Raw genomic sequence first — 14,854 nt, forward strand, 5'->3', positions numbered from 1 at the left:
CGCCTAAGGTTGTGCTTGCGTGACGTCTTTTTTCAAGAACAACCAGTTCGACGCCTGCAAGCCGTCGAACTTGATTGTATAGCGGCCATCAAGGTAGGTCGCGGGCAGCTTCTTCATTTGCCCCAGAATGCCGTGGGTGAACAGTGTCAAGCCTTGCGGTGCCTGGATGGTTAGCGTGCCCTCGAGGGGCTCAACGTAAAAAGGTATTTTGTCGCCGTCCTGGGGGACGGCACGGGTGCCTAACGAAATCAGTAAATCCTTCGATCGGCCCAAAGGCGCGTCATCCAGACTTTGCACCACCACACTGGCGTTGGCGGTCTTCACTTGAACCTTGATGTTGCCAAGGTTGATCGACTCGCCGCCGATCCAGCCGGTAGCGGCCTGGGTACGCGGTGTATTGACGGTGTAGACGCCTTGTTTCCAGTTGCGCTTTAACTCACCGGTGTCGGTCGTGGACTCGATGGCATTGGCGTCCAGCAGCGACTGGTCAGGGTCATGAAATTCCTGTGCATTGCTTGGAATAACGCTCTGTTGCAACCAAGGCAATTCCGGCGTCTGTGGCATCGCGATTTCCAGCTTGCCTTTCTCCATGGCTGTGCGCAGGAAAGCAGAGTTGGCCGGTGTGATCATTTGGTTGAACAGGGTTTTTGACGTCGGCGCGAAGACGTAGGTGGTTGTTGCTTCGCGAACGTCTGCACGGCGATAAAGCAAGGCGGCGGCGGGCAGGGTGGCCAGCATTGCAGGGTCGTTATAGGCGTGCCAGTTGTTGGCACTCATCCCTACGCCCCCCATGGGTTCCTGGCTGTAGGCATATTGCATCAGTGCATCCCAACCTTGGTGGCTGGCGGTGCCGGCGATATAGAGTGGCAGCGAGTGACGGTCTGGAGTCGGGAAGGGCTCATTGTTCCACTCGGTGACGGTCAAGGGTTTGCCGATGACCTGGCCGGCGGCAATCCAATTCACTATGCCGTCGCTGTAGAGCGGGTTTTTCTCGACCTGTCCGGAGCCACCGTAGCTATGGACGTCTATTACGTCGCCGGAAGTAAGTGCCGGCAGGGAGTTCAGGCCATTGCGGCCCCAGCTACTGGTTGTGGCGATGGGGACCTTCACGCCTATTCCACGCAGGTGTTGAATCATGTCGACGTTGAAACGTCGCTCCAGATCGTTAAGGAACATCTTGGAGGGGCCTGGCTCCCAGGAGCGCCAGGTCTGGTCTGCAGACAGATTGTGCTGTTTGGCAAAAGCCTCGGCCTCCGCCATGTAGACGCGGTTGTGCTTCGGCAAATTCTTGTCTGGCAACAGGGCGTTGCCAAAATGGTTGGTGACGTCGTTTTCGTTGGTAATCAGTACGGCGGCGATCGCCGGGTCGTCTTTGTAGGCGAGACCGGTATAGCTGTTTACATGGGTCATGTAGGCTTCGGCAAAGCGCTTCATGGCTTTCTGAATGGTGAGATTCACATAGGAATAGCCCTTGAGATAGGTAAAGTTTTGCTCTTCTTTTGGCAACTCATCGAAGCCATAAATGTTGTCGTTTTCAGTAAAGACTCGCTGGACGTGCAGATCGAGCCACACATAAATGCCTTCGTCTTTCAGGCACTTGATCCACCAGTCGATTTTTTTCAGCGATTCCGGGCTCAGTTGCTGGGTGCTGCGCGTGACCCTGCCGTCGCCAAAGATGTTTGGCAAGACCCATGGCGAGTCATGGTGGTGCAGTCGTACAAGATTGAAGCCCAGTGCCGACAGGCGCTTGGCCTGCAGCTTGATTGCATCGTCTGAGGTTTGGAACAGCGCGTAGGCCGAAAGGTTGGTGCCCCAGAAACGCGCCGTGGTGTTGTCGGCAAATTGCAATTGCTCGCCGGAGGCTTTGACGAAGCCGCGCTTGCCTGCAGGTTTTTCCTGAGCGTTGAGAAAGGACAGGTCGACCGGCGAGGTTTTCCAGTCGAGCTTGTCAGTCGGCCAGCTCTTTGGGTCCGACAAGCCGAAGCGCTCGGTAACGGTTGGGCCGACCGCCACATCGCCAGAAACGCTCAAGGTCGCTGTGAAATCCAGGCGGCCAGGTTTGATCGTGTTCTTGTAGAAAAAAGCACGCACCTCGGATTTACTGCCCGGTTCCAAGTACACACTCGCCAGTGCGGGCTCGAAGCGCATTTCGATGCGTCGCCCTTGTGCATTGCCCCAGGTCCAGCCGCGGTTGTCGGGTAGCAAAGTGGGCTCGCCCATTTCTCCAGCAAAAAGAGCGGGGTCGAATTCGAAGACGATGCCGCCACCTGAAACGCCCGACTTCCCGCTGTGTGCATCCACCGAAAAGTTCCAGGTCAGCTTTTGCTCGTCTTGCTTCTGAATCTGTGCAGCCAAGTCGAAATCCAGCGCTTTGTTTTTGCCTGCAAGGGAGTATCGATAAGGGGTGTTTACCTTGAATTCGGTCTGCAGATACGTCCAGTCCCAGTTGCGCCCAAAGAACGAGAATGTCGTAGCAATTGCTGGACTTCCTCCACGCTCCAGCATTGGCAGGCCGTTGCGCTCATCCACACTGACGACCCAGTCCGACGCCCAGGTACGAAACGGCCAAGTAGCAAAAACCAGCAGGAGCAGTATCTGGGGGCGGCGAGACAACTGGATCATGGGTTCTACCTGAGTTGGAGATGGGCACTCGCCGAGACGGCCGTCGAGGTGTGCTTGAGCCTGCGTGCCATCTGAGCGTAGGCCACGCACAGTCCAGCCACCGACCAATACACCACGGGGATGACCGTGATACTGCTAACGGTAACGATGGTGATCAGGATCCCGGCCAGTGTCGCCAGAAGTGCACGTCCAAGTCGGCGTGCCTCATCGTCTTCGTTGGGGAACGAACGCATCCCCTTGCGGATGCCCTGGAGAACACTGGCGAAAAAGACCACGAAAAGCGTCAAACCAATCAAACCGAACGACAGCGCTATGCCGATATAGGTGTTCACGATATCGATGATCCCCTGGCCCTGAATCATGGACTGCATTTCCGGTGTGCTGCGGAAATTGAAAGAACCCAGCCAAGGATTGCGCTGGATAACGATCACGGCGTTATCAATCAAGCGCTGCCGGTAGGTGATATTTTCGACTTCCACCGTGCCGATAAACGGTAGCAGATCAAGCACTTTTTGCCCGCCCGGCACGATGGCCAGCAAGGGAAGGGCGAGCGCTCCGGCGGCGGCCAGCAGCATCAGGCGTTTGATCGCTTTACGGCCGGTGCCGATGAACACGACGATCATGACGGCTGCACCGATCCAGGGGCCACGCGACAGCGGTGCGTACAGACCACCGGCGAGCAACAGTGCGCCGAGGCTGCGCTGCAATTTGCTGCGTACCTCCTCCTGCAAGTACAGGTAAAAGCCGATGGCCACGCTGATGACGAAGCCCAGCGCAATGGCCTGGCCGGTAGTGGCACTGGCGCGTAATGAGCCACCACGGCTCAAGTAGCCGGGATCCCATTGCATGCCCATGGCGTAGACAACCGCGCTGTACAGCTGCCAGTGCTTGGCATATTCGAAGAGACCTATAAGCGACAGCACCATGGCGGCGAGTACAAAACCGAACAGAGCGTCCTTGAAGTCGCTGAGGCTCTTCAGCGCCCGGCTGGCAACGTAGTAAGGCAAAAAAACTTCGAGGAACAGGTAGAGCATTTGGCGCAAGGTGTCGGTGACGGTGGTTTCGCGCAGGAAAAGCAGACTCGTCAGCAGGAGGTAGGCGGCTAACAGTTTGTCAGGCCAGGTGCGCCCGAAAGGGACCGTGTCGGCGCGCTTGCGCAGAACCAAAAAAGCCGGAAGCAACACACACAGTGCCAGCACACGAATATGGTTAAGGGCAAAAAAATAGTTGACCAGGCCGAAGCCCGGAATCTCCGCCGTGGCCGGCGGGATGAGAAACAGCAGAAGGAAAAATAGCGCCACGGGATTGCGTTCGCGATTTCGTGCGAAGGTCAAAACGATCGCGGCAATGCCCGCATACACCCAGAAGCTGTGCGACACAAATGCCAGAAGCGTCAATACGAACCACAGATTGCGCCGACGAGTGAAATTACGGTCGGGAATCAGGTCTGCTGCTGGTCGACGTGCCATGGCAAATACGATGCCAGTAAGGACCAGAATGACGATTAACGCTCGGAAGTGCTCAGGCATGGATGATTGGACTTATTGATTGATGAGCGACGGCTAGTGGAATGGCCAAACGCGACTATAGTTCCTTTTGAGCCATTGAGTCCGGGGATGATGCTATGTCGTTAGTTAATTTGGCGCCAACGTTTAGCCTTCGTAAGCGAGCGATCTCTGCCGGGGCATGGAATCTGGGGGCGCTGGTTACGTCTCAAGCCTTTCGCTTGGGCGGCAACCTGATCATGGCCCGTCTGCTGATGCCGGAGATGTTCGGCATCATGATGATCGCCATCACCGTTTCTCTGGTTCTGCACATGCTTTCCGATGTCGGCTTGCGCCAGAACATCATCCAGAGCCCGCGTGGCGAAGATCCGGTATTTCTCAATACCATCTGGACCGTGCAGATCGTGCGTGGCTTTATCCTTTTTGCTTCGACACTTCTCCTCGCGGCCTTCGCCTGGTATGCACAGACCATTAATCTGTGGTCGCCCAATTCCACCTACGCCGCACCCGAGTTGCCGCTGGTGTTGGCCGTGACCGGCTTCTCGGCAATCATCGTTGGCTTTCAGTCGACCAAAATCGACCTGGCAGTGCGCGCTTTCCAGCAAAAGAAAGTGGTGCTCACCGAGTTTGGGTCTCAGGTCGTCGGGCTGGTGGTCATGCTGGCCATCGGTTACTTCACCCGGTCCATCTGGTCGCTGGTGATTGCAGGTCTGGTCCAATCGATGGTCAACACGCTGCTGGGGCATTTCTGGTTTGAGGGCCCTTCTAACCGTCTGCAGTGGGAGCGTTCTGCGCTCGATGAATTAGTTGGCTTCGGCCGTTGGATACTGTTGTCGTCGGCAGTGGGTGTATTGGCCCTGTACGGTGACCGTGTCTGGTTCGGCGGCAGTATGACGCCCGCTGAACTGGGCGTTTACTCCATTGCCGTGCTGATTTTGGGAGCTGTTCAGCTTGCGTTGCAAAAGATCGTCGGGGCCGTGGCCTTGCCGGCCTTCAGTGAGGCCTCAAGAACGAATGACACCGTACGGCTCCACGCTTTGTACTACCGCTTGAAATTGATGCTCGATCTTGCCTGCCTGTTCCTCTGTGGACTGTTCCTGACCGGCAGTCCACTGCTTATCAGCATTTTGTACGATGAACGTTACGCTCAGGCCGGCAACATGATGGCCATTCTTTCACTCTCGTTTTTCACCATGCGCTACCTGCTGGCGAATCAGGTCTGGATTGCCTTGGGACTCACCAAGTACCAGGCCATCGATAACATTATTCGCGTGGTCTCGTTGTGGGTGCTGCTGCCTCTGCTGTTGGCGATTGGCGGGGTCAAATATGCGATTTGGGGCGCTGCCCTGTACACGTTCCCTACGCTTATCCTGGTTTTTTATGTCAATTGTCGTCTGGGGATGTTCAGTCTCAAGCGTGAATTGGTGGTGCTGCCTATGCTGGCGGTGGGGGCATTGTGTGGGGTGTTATTGACGGATTTTGTTAGATGGCTTTGATCTATTTCTCGTGATGTTTCCAAAGCTGTGGCACAGCGTCGCCATTGAAGTGTTGATGGTCGTCGCCAAAAAATGTGGCCTTGATGTGTGGTTGAAATTTCCAACGTAATCTCGATGTCGTGGAGCTTTGAATCATGAGAGAAACTGATTTGAATACCTCTGTGATGGGGCGCAGAAGCTTCCTCCAGGCTTCTGCTCTATTGAGTCTTGGGGGACTCATGTTCGGATTTTCCAAAGCGGTTGCCCGGCCTTCTGCTGCTAAATCCGAGTTTGTTGTCATCAACGGATGGGTGCTGCCTGCCCGGCATTTTCGGCAAACACACGCATGATCAAAGACTACCAATCGCAGAAAGAACTCCGCGACCACTATGACGTCTGCATCATAGGTGGTGGGCCGGCCGGCATTACGCTGGCCTTGCGTTTAGCCGGTAATGGTCGGCGTGTGGTGCTTGTCGAGGGCGGCGGGCACGAGTATTCGCCGGCCTCGCAGAACCTCTACACAGTCTCATCGTCAGGCCTCGAGATGTACGCTCATGAAACACGCCTGCGTTATCTTGGCGGGACCTCCAATCACTGGGCCGGGCGATGCCGTCCATTCGAAAAGTCGGACTTTACCGTGGGCCCTCCGGTGCCCGTGCCGGGTTGGCCCATCGCGTTTTCCGAGATCGAGCGCAATCTGTCGGCGGCCATGGATATTGTCGATCTTCCGCCGCACTCCGGATTCAAGGCTATCAATGCGACTTTGGACGGCACCGACTTTGACGCCGATCGTTTCCTGTTAAGCCCACCGACACGATTTGCACAAAAATATGCCAGGGAACTGAATGAGACCGAGGGGCTGGATGTCTTCATCCATTGCAATTGCGTCGATCTTGAGTTCGACAGCAAGACCGGCCGCATAGCAACGATCGTCGTCTCGGACTACGAGTTGCATCGAGAGCGAGTCACGGCAAAGCAATTCATTCTGGCGACAGGCGCGATCGAGAATGCCAGGCACCTGCTCAACAGCGAGTCTCTGGCAGCTGGCGGTATCGTAAGCAAGGATGGTTTCGTCGGTAGATGCTTCATGGAGCACCTGAACGTCGAAATGGGAAACTTTATCCTGAACGACGGGCAGGGTACAGATGCTCGGAAGGAGTACTTCACGACCGATGCATTCGTGATGGAGCACAAGTCAGGTAAAGGGAATGTGACAGCGACGCTTGTAGCTGAAGTGAAATCCTATGGGCGAATGGCTGCCATCAAGAGCTTTTTCGAGAACCTCGTTTGCGAAGTGGGTGCGGAGCGCAAGGTTGAATTTATTGCCAAGTTCGATTGCCCTGGAGATGGGGTGCTCGGCACGCTGATCGAGCAGTTTCCCAACCCTGATAGCCGAATCTCATTGCTCGACGAGCGAGATGCGTTAGGGATGAGGAAGGCAAATGTTCATTGGGAACTGACCCCTGCAGACAGAGAAACCGTCAAGTCCATAGGGCTCGAAGTGGCAAAGTGTTTTGCGGACACAGGGCTGGGCTTCGTCAAGTTGGAAGAGTGTGTGTATGACGTCGATTTGCCACTGAAGCTCAATCCCCATGCTCATCATATGGGGACCACGCGGATGGCGACTTCGCCTGAGTTTGGTGTGGTCGACGAGAACTGCAAAGTGTTTGGTGTCGAGAATCTTTACGTTGCGGGCAGCAGTGTTTTCGCTACAGGCGGTGCCTGTAACCCCACGATGCCTCTTTTGCAAATTGTTCTAAGGCTGGCGGATTATCTTAACCATCAGATGGGGCCCGGGGTGGGCAGATATTCATGAAGGGGGAGGGGAGCATGTGTGGATTATTTGAGTGTTGGATTTTAGGGAAGCGTCTACGCTTAGGGTAGTGGTAATGAAGAATCAGGGTGTATCTAACCTTGGCACAGGTGTCTATCGCTGAAATAATTGAGGCTGACAGGATGATTGGTCTACTGAAACGTACGATTGCTTATATTGCAAAAACAACGGGGTATGGGACTCCGCTCTATAAAAAATTCTGTAAACCGGACGGGTATGAATGGGCTAAACATATGGTTCGGTGGGGGGGGCTGCACTCCATCGGTCAAGGCGTATGGATCAATCCTGCTGCCAACATACCTGACCCTTCACTAGTACGACTCGGAAATAATGTAGGTTTATCTTGTTGCACGCTGTTCGGCCACGATGGAGTAGTCGGCATGCTCGAGGTGGTCTTTGATAGAAAACTTGATTCTGTCGGTCCTGTCGACATTCTTGATAATTGTTTTATCGGCTATGGCGCTATGATCTTGCCGCGTGTGACTGTTGGCCCTAATTCGATTGTCGCAGCCGGTGCTGTAGTCGTAAAAGATGTTCCGCCTGGGGTGGTGGTTGCGGGTAATCCAGCCAAGGTTATTTGTACGCTGGAAGAGGTGTTGGCGAAAGTCGAAGAGCGTAGTGCCACTTATCCGTGGATTGACCTTATCAGGCAGCGCAATGGTGTATACGACCCGGCATTTGAGCCGATGCTTATAAAAATGAGAGCGGAATATTTTTTTGGCGTGCAACCCAATGGTTAGTGCTCCCCTTGATGTGTTGGTGGTTAATTACAATACAGCGGAGTTGTTGCAACCGATGTTTAATGCGTTACGCCAGTCAAATAGCGTGAATCGCACGCGCTATTTGGTGGTGGATAATGCCTCTGTCGATAATTCGCTGGAGTGCCTGGCAACTATTTGTCCAGAGGCATTGCAACTCGCCAATGAAAATAATGTTGGCTTTGGGCGTGCCAATAATCAATTGGTTGAACACCTGCAGGGCAAGTATGCGTTGCTCCTCAATACCGATGCCTTTGTTGCTGCGGATACCCTGAGCAAGACGCTCGACTACATGGAGACTCATCCTGATTGCGGTGTCCTCGGCGTTCGATTGGTGGGACGAGAGGGAGATTTGCAGCCCTCCTGTCGCTATTTTCCAACGCCTTTGAATGCCTTCCTTTCGCATACAGGGCTTGATCGCTTTTTCCCTGTGGTGAAAAGAGTCGACGACATGACCTGGGATCATGCTTCGGTGCGTGAGTGCGACTGGGTGCCCGGGTGCTATTACCTGATCCGTCGTGAAGTCATCGACCAGGTTGGCTTGTTCGATCCGCGCTACTTCCTTTACTTCGAGGAGATAGATCACTGCAAACGCGTTAAACAGGCAGGCTGGAAGGTCGTCTACTACCCGCATACCACGGTGGTGCATATCGGCGGTGAAAGTGCCAAGTCTGTTGACAAACTCAATGCGGTTAGTCGCCAGCTACCCACGTTACAAATCGAAAGTGAGCTTTTGTACTTCCGCAAGCACCACGGTCTGCCTGGTTTGGCCTCACACATGCTACTGGTGAGTCTGGGTGATCTGATTGTGGCGCTCAAGGCGCTATTGAAAGGCCGCGGTCGGGCCGCTTTAGGGGCGTGTTGGCAGCATACTCGTGTGACCTGGGCACTGCTGCGCGATACCAAATTCGCTAGCCAACCAACACGGTAGAGCCAGTTATGTTCGAAAACATACGTGCGGATTTACGTGCATACGCCGGAGATTGGGGGGCTCAGGGGTTTTGGGTGATGGTGGTTTATCGCTTTGGGCGCTGGCGTTACGGTGTGCGACCGGCACTGTTACGCAAGTTGTTCTCCTTTATATACAAAGTGCTCTTCAAACTGGTGCAGATCGTCACGGGTATCGAGCTGCCGTGTGAGGTGGTGGTCGGGCGCAACTTCGTCATCGATCATTTCGGCGGAATCGTGATCAGTGGCTATGCGCAGTTCGGCGATGATTGCCGTATCCGCAATGGCGTCGTCGTGGGCCTCAAGAATGTGAGTGAGCCGATTGCTCCGGTGATGGGTAACAATGTCGATATCGGTGCAGGGGCCAAGGTACTGGGCAATATCCGCATTGGTAACAATGTCGTGATTGGTGCCAATGCTGTGGTGCTGACCGATGTACCGGACGACTCGGTGGCAGTGGGCGTACCTGCGACTATCAAGAAAAGGAAGTACGCAGAATCGAGGGAGTTCTCATGAACCACCCGATGGATTACTTCAGTTGCGTCGCTGAGTGAACGCCATGGCTATGGGTATGGGTGTCGTTGTTATCGGTCGCAACGAAGGCCTGCGGCTTGAGCGTTGTCTGATTTCTCTCGTCGGTTCGGCGCAGAAGGTTGTTTATGTCGACTCTGGATCAACGGACGGTTCAGTGCAGATGGCACTGAGGCTTGGGGTCGAGGTGGTCGAGTTGGACATGACGATTCCCTTTACGGCTGCGCGTGCGCGCAACGAAGGATTTGCCTGCATGCAACGCTTATTGCCGGCGATGCGTTATGTGCAGTTCGTCGACGGTGATTGTGAGGTTGTCGGCGGTTGGCTGCCCCGGGCGCTGGCCTTTCTTGATACACATCCTGACGTCGCGGTGGTCTGTGGACGGCGCCGTGAACGTTTTCCGCAGCACTCGGTTTACAACTTACTGTGTGATTACGAATGGGATACGCCGGTAGGTGAGGCCAAGGCATGTGGTGGCGATGCGCTGATGCGGGCTGACGCTTTCGCCGAAGCGTCCGGGTTTCGACCGGGCCTTATTGCCGGAGAAGAGCCTGAATTGTGCGTGCGTTTGCGTGGGAATGGTTGGAAGGTCTGGCGTCTGGGCGAGGAAATGACCTTGCACGATGCAACCATGACCCGGTTCGGCCAATGGTGGCAGCGTACCCTGCGCGGTGGTTATGCCTTTGCCGAGGGCGCATTTTTACATGGGGCCGCACCGGAGCAACATTGGCTGCGTGAGTCGCGCCGTGCCTGGTTCTGGGGATTGGGCGTCCCGCTGGCGACTGTTATCGCGAGTTTGGTGTTGGGATGGTTTGGGCTGCTTGTGCTGCTGGTCTATCCATTGCAGGTCGTGCGCCTCGCCCGCAGGGGCGATAGATCCACGCGCGAAAACTGGCTGCGGGCTTTCTTTCTCGTGCTGGGGAAATTTCCCGAGATGCTCGGGCAAGTCAAGTTTCTACTGAACAGATTCGGCGCCGGCAAGACGGCGTTGATCGAATACAAGTGAGACTTATATGAATAATTGGGTGATATTAAAGAGCGTGTTTTTTTTACACGCAGGGTATTCTTTAAGGGCATTGAATAACAAGTTTAAGATGCTGGTGTTGGTTGCAAAAAACTGGTCCGAGCTAAAGTTGTTTTGCGGGCGTATGTCGAGCGCTCTGGGTAAGTCCGGTGTAGAGAAGTTAGGCGGGGATTGTGTGGGCGTTGTTCATTGGCCATACATCAGTAGAAACTGGAGCCCCAAGAATAAACTTAGTGTGTTGGCCTCGCATTACGAAGTGGTTACCAAAAGCTGCCCGCAGCTATTGCTGTTGGGGCGAAGTGACAGTTTGATGCTGAGTGATTTGTCGGAGTTTGCTGCTGGCTGTTCCCTGGTGCTGGATCGTCCCTTCTGGTTTATGCGTGAAGGGGAGCTGGTGTTGAACTTGTTTCAAGGTGATCTGCGCATTGCATCAATAGCATTCACCTTGTGTCGTACGGACACTGAGTTATGTATTTTTATCGGCGCCGTTCAAGGGATACATAAAGGCGTCGAGAGTGAACTGTCGTTGAGTATCTACAGGGACCTGACAAAAGACTTTGAAGGCCTTCGGCCAAGAAGCTTTCTGATCGAAGTTATTAAATACATTGCCATTAATATCGGTGTTGAAAAAATTTATGCAGTAGGGGATGGGTATCGCCACCATCGTCATCCGTATTTTGGCGCTCACAAAGCTCTAGAACTGGCGGCAAATTATGATGTGATCTGGTTAGAGCATGGAGCGACTCCATCAGAGCGCGAAGACTTTTTCGAGATTCCCATGATTCTGTCCAGGAAGCCGCTCGACAGTATTGCTTCAAAAAAACGTGCCATGTACCGCAGGCGCTATGAGCTGCTGGATGATACGTTTAAAAAGATAGACAGCGTGTTGATAGACAGTTATATCAGCAGCCGTGTGGCTAGTTGACGTTCCTGATACCTGTACTACTGTGGGATTACTTACAGTAATAATCCACCGCAACGACAACTAAGTCTGGTTCCTATGCGTATCGCTTATTTCATCAATCAATACCCAAAAGTCAGCCATAGCTTCATTCGTCGAGAGATTTTGGCGTTGGAACGTCAGGGGTTTGTGGTGCAGCGCATTGCTCTGCGTGGCTGGGATGCCGAATTGGTGGATGCCGAGGACGTGTCCGAACGCGATAAAACCCAGTATGTGCTGCAGGACGGAGTCAAAGAACTGATAGTGCCTGTGCTGCAGGTGCTGCGTGCCCAGCCGCGACGCTTTTTTTCGGCGCTGTGGCTGGCGCTACGCATGGGCCAGCGTGCCGATCGCCCCTGGCCCTATCATTTGGTTTATTTGTCCGAGGCGTGTCGCGTGCTGACCTGGTTGCAGGCGTTTGGGGCCGAGCATGTGCATGCGCATTTCGGCACCAACTCAACCGAGGTGGTGATGCTGGCCAATGTACTCGGTGGGCCGGCGTACAGTTTTACCGTGCACGGGCCGGAAGAGTTCGACAAACCGCAGTTTATTCACTTGGGCGAGAAAGTTCGGCGCGCCGCCTTTGTCGCTGCTATCAGTTCTTATGGGCGCAGCCAGCTGTTTCGCTGGGTGGCTCATGCACACTGGCCAAGGGTAAAGGTGGTGCATTGTGGGCTGGAGCGGGCGTTTCACGACGTGCCGGCCGTTGCCGTGCCATCCGCGCCGCGGTTGGTTTGTGTAGGTCGTTTGTGTGAGCAGAAGGGTCAGCTTTTACTGCTTGAGGCCGCCCGCATTCTGGCAGCACAAGACGTGGAGTTCGAGATAGTACTGGCCGGCGATGGAGAAATGCGCGCGGAAATCGAAGCCCTTATTGCACGGCATGGTTTGCAGGCGCGGGTGCGAATTACCGGCTGGATCAGCAGCGATCAGGTGCGGGCGGAGATTCTTGCGGCGCGGGCCTTGGTGTTGCCGAGCTTCGCCGAGGGATTGCCGGTGGTCATCATGGAAGCCATGGCGTTGCGCCGACCGGTACTGACGAGCTATGTGGCGGGCATTCCCGAATTAGTGCGACAGGGTGAGAACGGTTGGTTGTTTCCCGCTGGAGCGGTGGATGAGTTGGCGGCGGCGCTGGCAGACTGCCTTGCGCAACCTGTCGAGGTGTTGCAGCGGATGGGCGAGGCGGCTTATCAGAGAGTGCTGGAGCGACACGACATCGATATCGAAGCAGCCAAGTTGGCTAATTTGTTTAGGGCGCAAGCATGATCACATTACTTAGTTGGCTGTTCAGCTCACTGCTGATACTCATCCTCCTGCCGGTGTTGGTGCTGTTTGTGCAGGTGCTGACGGCCTGCCTGCCTGCGCGGTCGCGCTCGACGGCGCAAGGATCGCGACCGCGGGTGGCGGTGTTGATACCGGCACACAATGAATCCTCGATCATCGTCGCGACGTTAAATAGCATTCGGCCGCAGTTGCTTTTGGGTGATCGCCTATTGGTGGTGGCGGATAACTGTTCTGACGACACGGCCGCGCTGGCCCGCACGGCGGGCGCCGAGGTGGTGGAGCGCAGCAATGATCAGCAGCGTGGCAAGGGTTATGCGCTGGACTGCGGGGTGCGTCATTTGGCGAGCGATGCGCCGGACGTCATGATTGTTGTCGATGCGGATTGCCAGGTGGCCGAGGGTTCAATTGAGCGTTTGGCAATCTGTTGCATCGACTCAGGGCGGCCAGCGCAAGCACTTAATTTAATGCGTGCTCCAGCAGGTTCCGGGCTAAAAGTGCGGCTTGCCGAGTTTGCCTGGTGTGTGAAGAATCGGGTACGGCCGCAGGGTTGGACCCGGCTTGGTTTGCCCTGTCAGCTAATGGGCACGGGAATGGCTTTCGTCTGGCGGGATCTGACGTTGATCGATTTAGCCAGTGGCCACATCGTTGAAGATTTGAAGATGGGCTTGGATTTATGCCGAAGCGGCAAGCCACCAGTGTTTTGCCCCGATGCGCTGGTGACCAGTTACTTTCCGCGCAGCGATGAAGGCTTAACTACCCAGCGTACGCGCTGGGAACATGGTCATTTGGGGGTGATTCTCGGGGATACGCCAAAGTTGCTGGTGGAGTCGATTGGCCAGCGTAACGGGAGTCTGCTGGCGATGACGCTGGATTTGATGGTCCCTCCATTGGCCTTGTTGACGTTGGCCTTGGCGGCGGCATTTGGTCTGTCATGGTTGGTGTTTTTGCTGTCCGGAGCGTTGGCGCCAGCATTGATCGCTTCTTGCGGGGTGGCAATATTGGGTGTGACTATCTTGCTGGCATGGAGCCAATTTGGTCGCGGGATTATTTCTTTTTCAGCCTTGTTGTATGCGCCGTTCTACGCGGTGAAGAAAATCCCTCTGTATCTCGGATTTTTGATTAAGCGCCAGGTTGAATGGGTGCGTTCGAAGCGAGATGACAGCTAATGCGTGCTTTATCCTGGCAGCACAGCTGGCAAACGATTACCCAGAAACTCAGGGTGATTAGCGATGTTGATGACGAACAAGCATTGATTGATGCGTTATCCAGACCTGACGTGACGACAGTGCTCGGGTTCGCGAATGCCCATGCCATGAATCTGGTGGCGGCCAATACCGACTACTTTAACGCGTTGCTGGCTGCGGACGTGTTATTGAGGGATGGCTCCGGCATGGCCATCCTGTTTCGTCGACTCGGCCTGGAGCCAGGGCTGAATATGAATGGCACCGATTTCATTCCCAAATTACTGGCCGCGTTCAAGGGGCGGCGCGTGGCTTTCTGGGGTACTGAAGAGCCCTTTCTAGCCAATGCGGTACAGCGTAGCGAAGCAATATTTGCGGTCAATGTAGTCTCTGCTCACCATGGTTTCGCGCCAGTGGATGCTTACATAAACCTTGCCCGGCAGTTTCAGCCGGAACTGGTTGTTTTGGGTATGGGCATGCCCAAGCAAGAAGCCGTTGCTGCCAGGTTAGCCATCAGTGGCGTGCCCTGTCTGGTCGTGTGCGGAGGGGCGATTCTGGATTTTCTCGGCGGCAAGGTGACTCGTGCTCCGCAATGGGTGCGTCGTCTCGGTTGTGAGTGGGTGTTCAGGCTACTAGGTGAGCCAAAGCGATTATTCAGACGCTATGTGGTGGGTAATCCGATGTTCTTGTTGCGCACGTTGATCTACAGGGATAAAGGCAAGGTGACGTGTTCAAAATAGATGGCTTGTAAACTC

12 protein-coding genes are annotated in these 14,854 nt (G+C 54.8%); 10 read left to right on the forward strand and 2 right to left on the reverse strand.

Going from position 1 to position 14,854, the window contains the following annotated elements; genetic code table 11:
* Positions 1 to 3: 3 nt before the first annotated feature.
* Both ACA056_RS11640 and ACA056_RS11645 read right to left on the reverse strand, forming a co-directional pair.
* Positions 4 to 2,622 carry a glycoside hydrolase 5 family protein gene (locus ACA056_RS11640; protein WP_497272851.1) on the reverse strand — a complete coding sequence of 873 codons (2,619 nt, stop codon included), beginning with the start codon at positions 2,620 to 2,622 and terminating at the stop codon, positions 4 to 6.
* Positions 2,623 to 2,627: 5 nt separating this feature from the next.
* Entirely contained in the window at positions 2,628 to 4,151 is a 1,524-nt protein-coding gene (locus ACA056_RS11645) for an O-antigen ligase family protein (RefSeq protein WP_497272853.1), read from the reverse strand.
* 95 nt (positions 4,152 to 4,246) lie between these two features.
* Here ACA056_RS11645 and ACA056_RS11650 point away from each other — a divergent pair, with 95 nt between their 5' ends.
* From ACA056_RS11650 to ACA056_RS11695, 10 genes are all read left to right on the forward strand, one after another.
* Positions 4,247 to 5,623, forward strand: coding sequence for an oligosaccharide flippase family protein (locus ACA056_RS11650; protein ID WP_497272855.1), 1,377 nt, complete (start codon positions 4,247 to 4,249; stop codon positions 5,621 to 5,623).
* A 325-nt stretch (positions 5,624 to 5,948) separates the two neighbouring features.
* Positions 5,949 to 7,418, forward strand: coding sequence for an FAD-dependent oxidoreductase (locus ACA056_RS11655; protein ID WP_497272857.1), 1,470 nt, complete (start codon positions 5,949 to 5,951; stop codon positions 7,416 to 7,418).
* 140 nt (positions 7,419 to 7,558) lie between these two features.
* Positions 7,559 to 8,176 carry an acyltransferase gene (locus tag ACA056_RS11660; protein ID WP_497272859.1) on the forward strand — a complete coding sequence of 206 codons (618 nt, stop codon included), beginning with the start codon at positions 7,559 to 7,561 and terminating at the stop codon, positions 8,174 to 8,176.
* The gene (locus ACA056_RS11665; RefSeq protein ID WP_497272861.1) at positions 8,169 to 9,125 is read left to right on the forward strand and encodes a glycosyltransferase family 2 protein; all 957 of its coding nucleotides are present in this window, start codon (positions 8,169 to 8,171) and stop codon (positions 9,123 to 9,125) included. The genes ACA056_RS11660 and ACA056_RS11665 overlap by 8 nt, the downstream gene beginning before the upstream one ends.
* Before the next feature lie 8 nt (positions 9,126 to 9,133).
* Positions 9,134 to 9,658: a serine O-acetyltransferase gene (locus ACA056_RS11670; protein ID WP_095132884.1), complete on the forward strand. Its 525-nt coding sequence runs from the start codon at positions 9,134 to 9,136 to the stop codon at positions 9,656 to 9,658.
* A 43-nt stretch (positions 9,659 to 9,701) separates the two neighbouring features.
* Entirely contained in the window at positions 9,702 to 10,679 is a 978-nt protein-coding gene (locus ACA056_RS11675; RefSeq protein WP_497272863.1) for a glycosyltransferase family 2 protein, read from the forward strand.
* A gap of 7 nt (positions 10,680 to 10,686) precedes the next feature.
* Positions 10,687 to 11,622 (forward strand): DUF535 family protein, encoded by a 936-nt coding sequence (locus ACA056_RS11680; protein ID WP_497272865.1) that lies wholly within the window; start codon positions 10,687 to 10,689, stop codon positions 11,620 to 11,622.
* A 75-nt stretch (positions 11,623 to 11,697) separates the two neighbouring features.
* On the forward strand, positions 11,698 to 12,900 hold the full coding sequence (locus ACA056_RS11685; protein WP_497272867.1) for a glycosyltransferase: 1,203 nt from the start codon (positions 11,698 to 11,700) through the stop codon (positions 12,898 to 12,900).
* The gene (locus ACA056_RS11690; RefSeq protein WP_497272869.1) at positions 12,897 to 14,084 is read left to right on the forward strand and encodes a glycosyltransferase family 2 protein; all 1,188 of its coding nucleotides are present in this window, start codon (positions 12,897 to 12,899) and stop codon (positions 14,082 to 14,084) included. Before ACA056_RS11685 ends, ACA056_RS11690 begins: the two co-directional genes overlap by 4 nt.
* On the forward strand, positions 14,084 to 14,839 hold the full coding sequence (locus ACA056_RS11695) for a WecB/TagA/CpsF family glycosyltransferase (protein WP_497272871.1): 756 nt from the start codon (positions 14,084 to 14,086) through the stop codon (positions 14,837 to 14,839). Before ACA056_RS11690 ends, ACA056_RS11695 begins: the two co-directional genes overlap by 1 nt.
* The last annotated feature ends 15 nt before the right edge of the window (positions 14,840 to 14,854 follow it).

The sequence above is a fragment of the Pseudomonas sp. LBUM1666 genome (assembly GCF_059695775.1).

Coding starts and splice junctions, on each gene's coding strand:
- ACA056_RS11670 (WP_095132884.1), top strand. CDS start 9,134: ATGTTCGAAAACATACGTGCGGATTTACGTGCATACGCCGGAGATTGG.
- ACA056_RS11675 (WP_497272863.1), top strand. CDS start 9,702: ATGGCTATGGGTATGGGTGTCGTTGTTATCGGTCGCAACGAAGGCCTG.
- ACA056_RS11660 (WP_497272859.1), top strand. CDS start 7,559: ATGATTGGTCTACTGAAACGTACGATTGCTTATATTGCAAAAACAACG.
- ACA056_RS11645 (WP_497272853.1), bottom strand. CDS start 4,151: ATGCCTGAGCACTTCCGAGCGTTAATCGTCATTCTGGTCCTTACTGGC.
- ACA056_RS11680 (WP_497272865.1), top strand. CDS start 10,687: ATGAATAATTGGGTGATATTAAAGAGCGTGTTTTTTTTACACGCAGGG.
- ACA056_RS11695 (WP_497272871.1), top strand. CDS start 14,084: ATGCGTGCTTTATCCTGGCAGCACAGCTGGCAAACGATTACCCAGAAA.
- ACA056_RS11685 (WP_497272867.1), top strand. CDS start 11,698: ATGCGTATCGCTTATTTCATCAATCAATACCCAAAAGTCAGCCATAGC.
- ACA056_RS11690 (WP_497272869.1), top strand. CDS start 12,897: ATGATCACATTACTTAGTTGGCTGTTCAGCTCACTGCTGATACTCATC.
- ACA056_RS11640 (WP_497272851.1), bottom strand. CDS start 2,622: ATGATCCAGTTGTCTCGCCGCCCCCAGATACTGCTCCTGCTGGTTTTT.
- ACA056_RS11655 (WP_497272857.1), top strand. CDS start 5,949: ATGATCAAAGACTACCAATCGCAGAAAGAACTCCGCGACCACTATGAC.
- ACA056_RS11665 (WP_497272861.1), top strand. CDS start 8,169: ATGGTTAGTGCTCCCCTTGATGTGTTGGTGGTTAATTACAATACAGCG.
- ACA056_RS11650 (WP_497272855.1), top strand. CDS start 4,247: ATGTCGTTAGTTAATTTGGCGCCAACGTTTAGCCTTCGTAAGCGAGCG.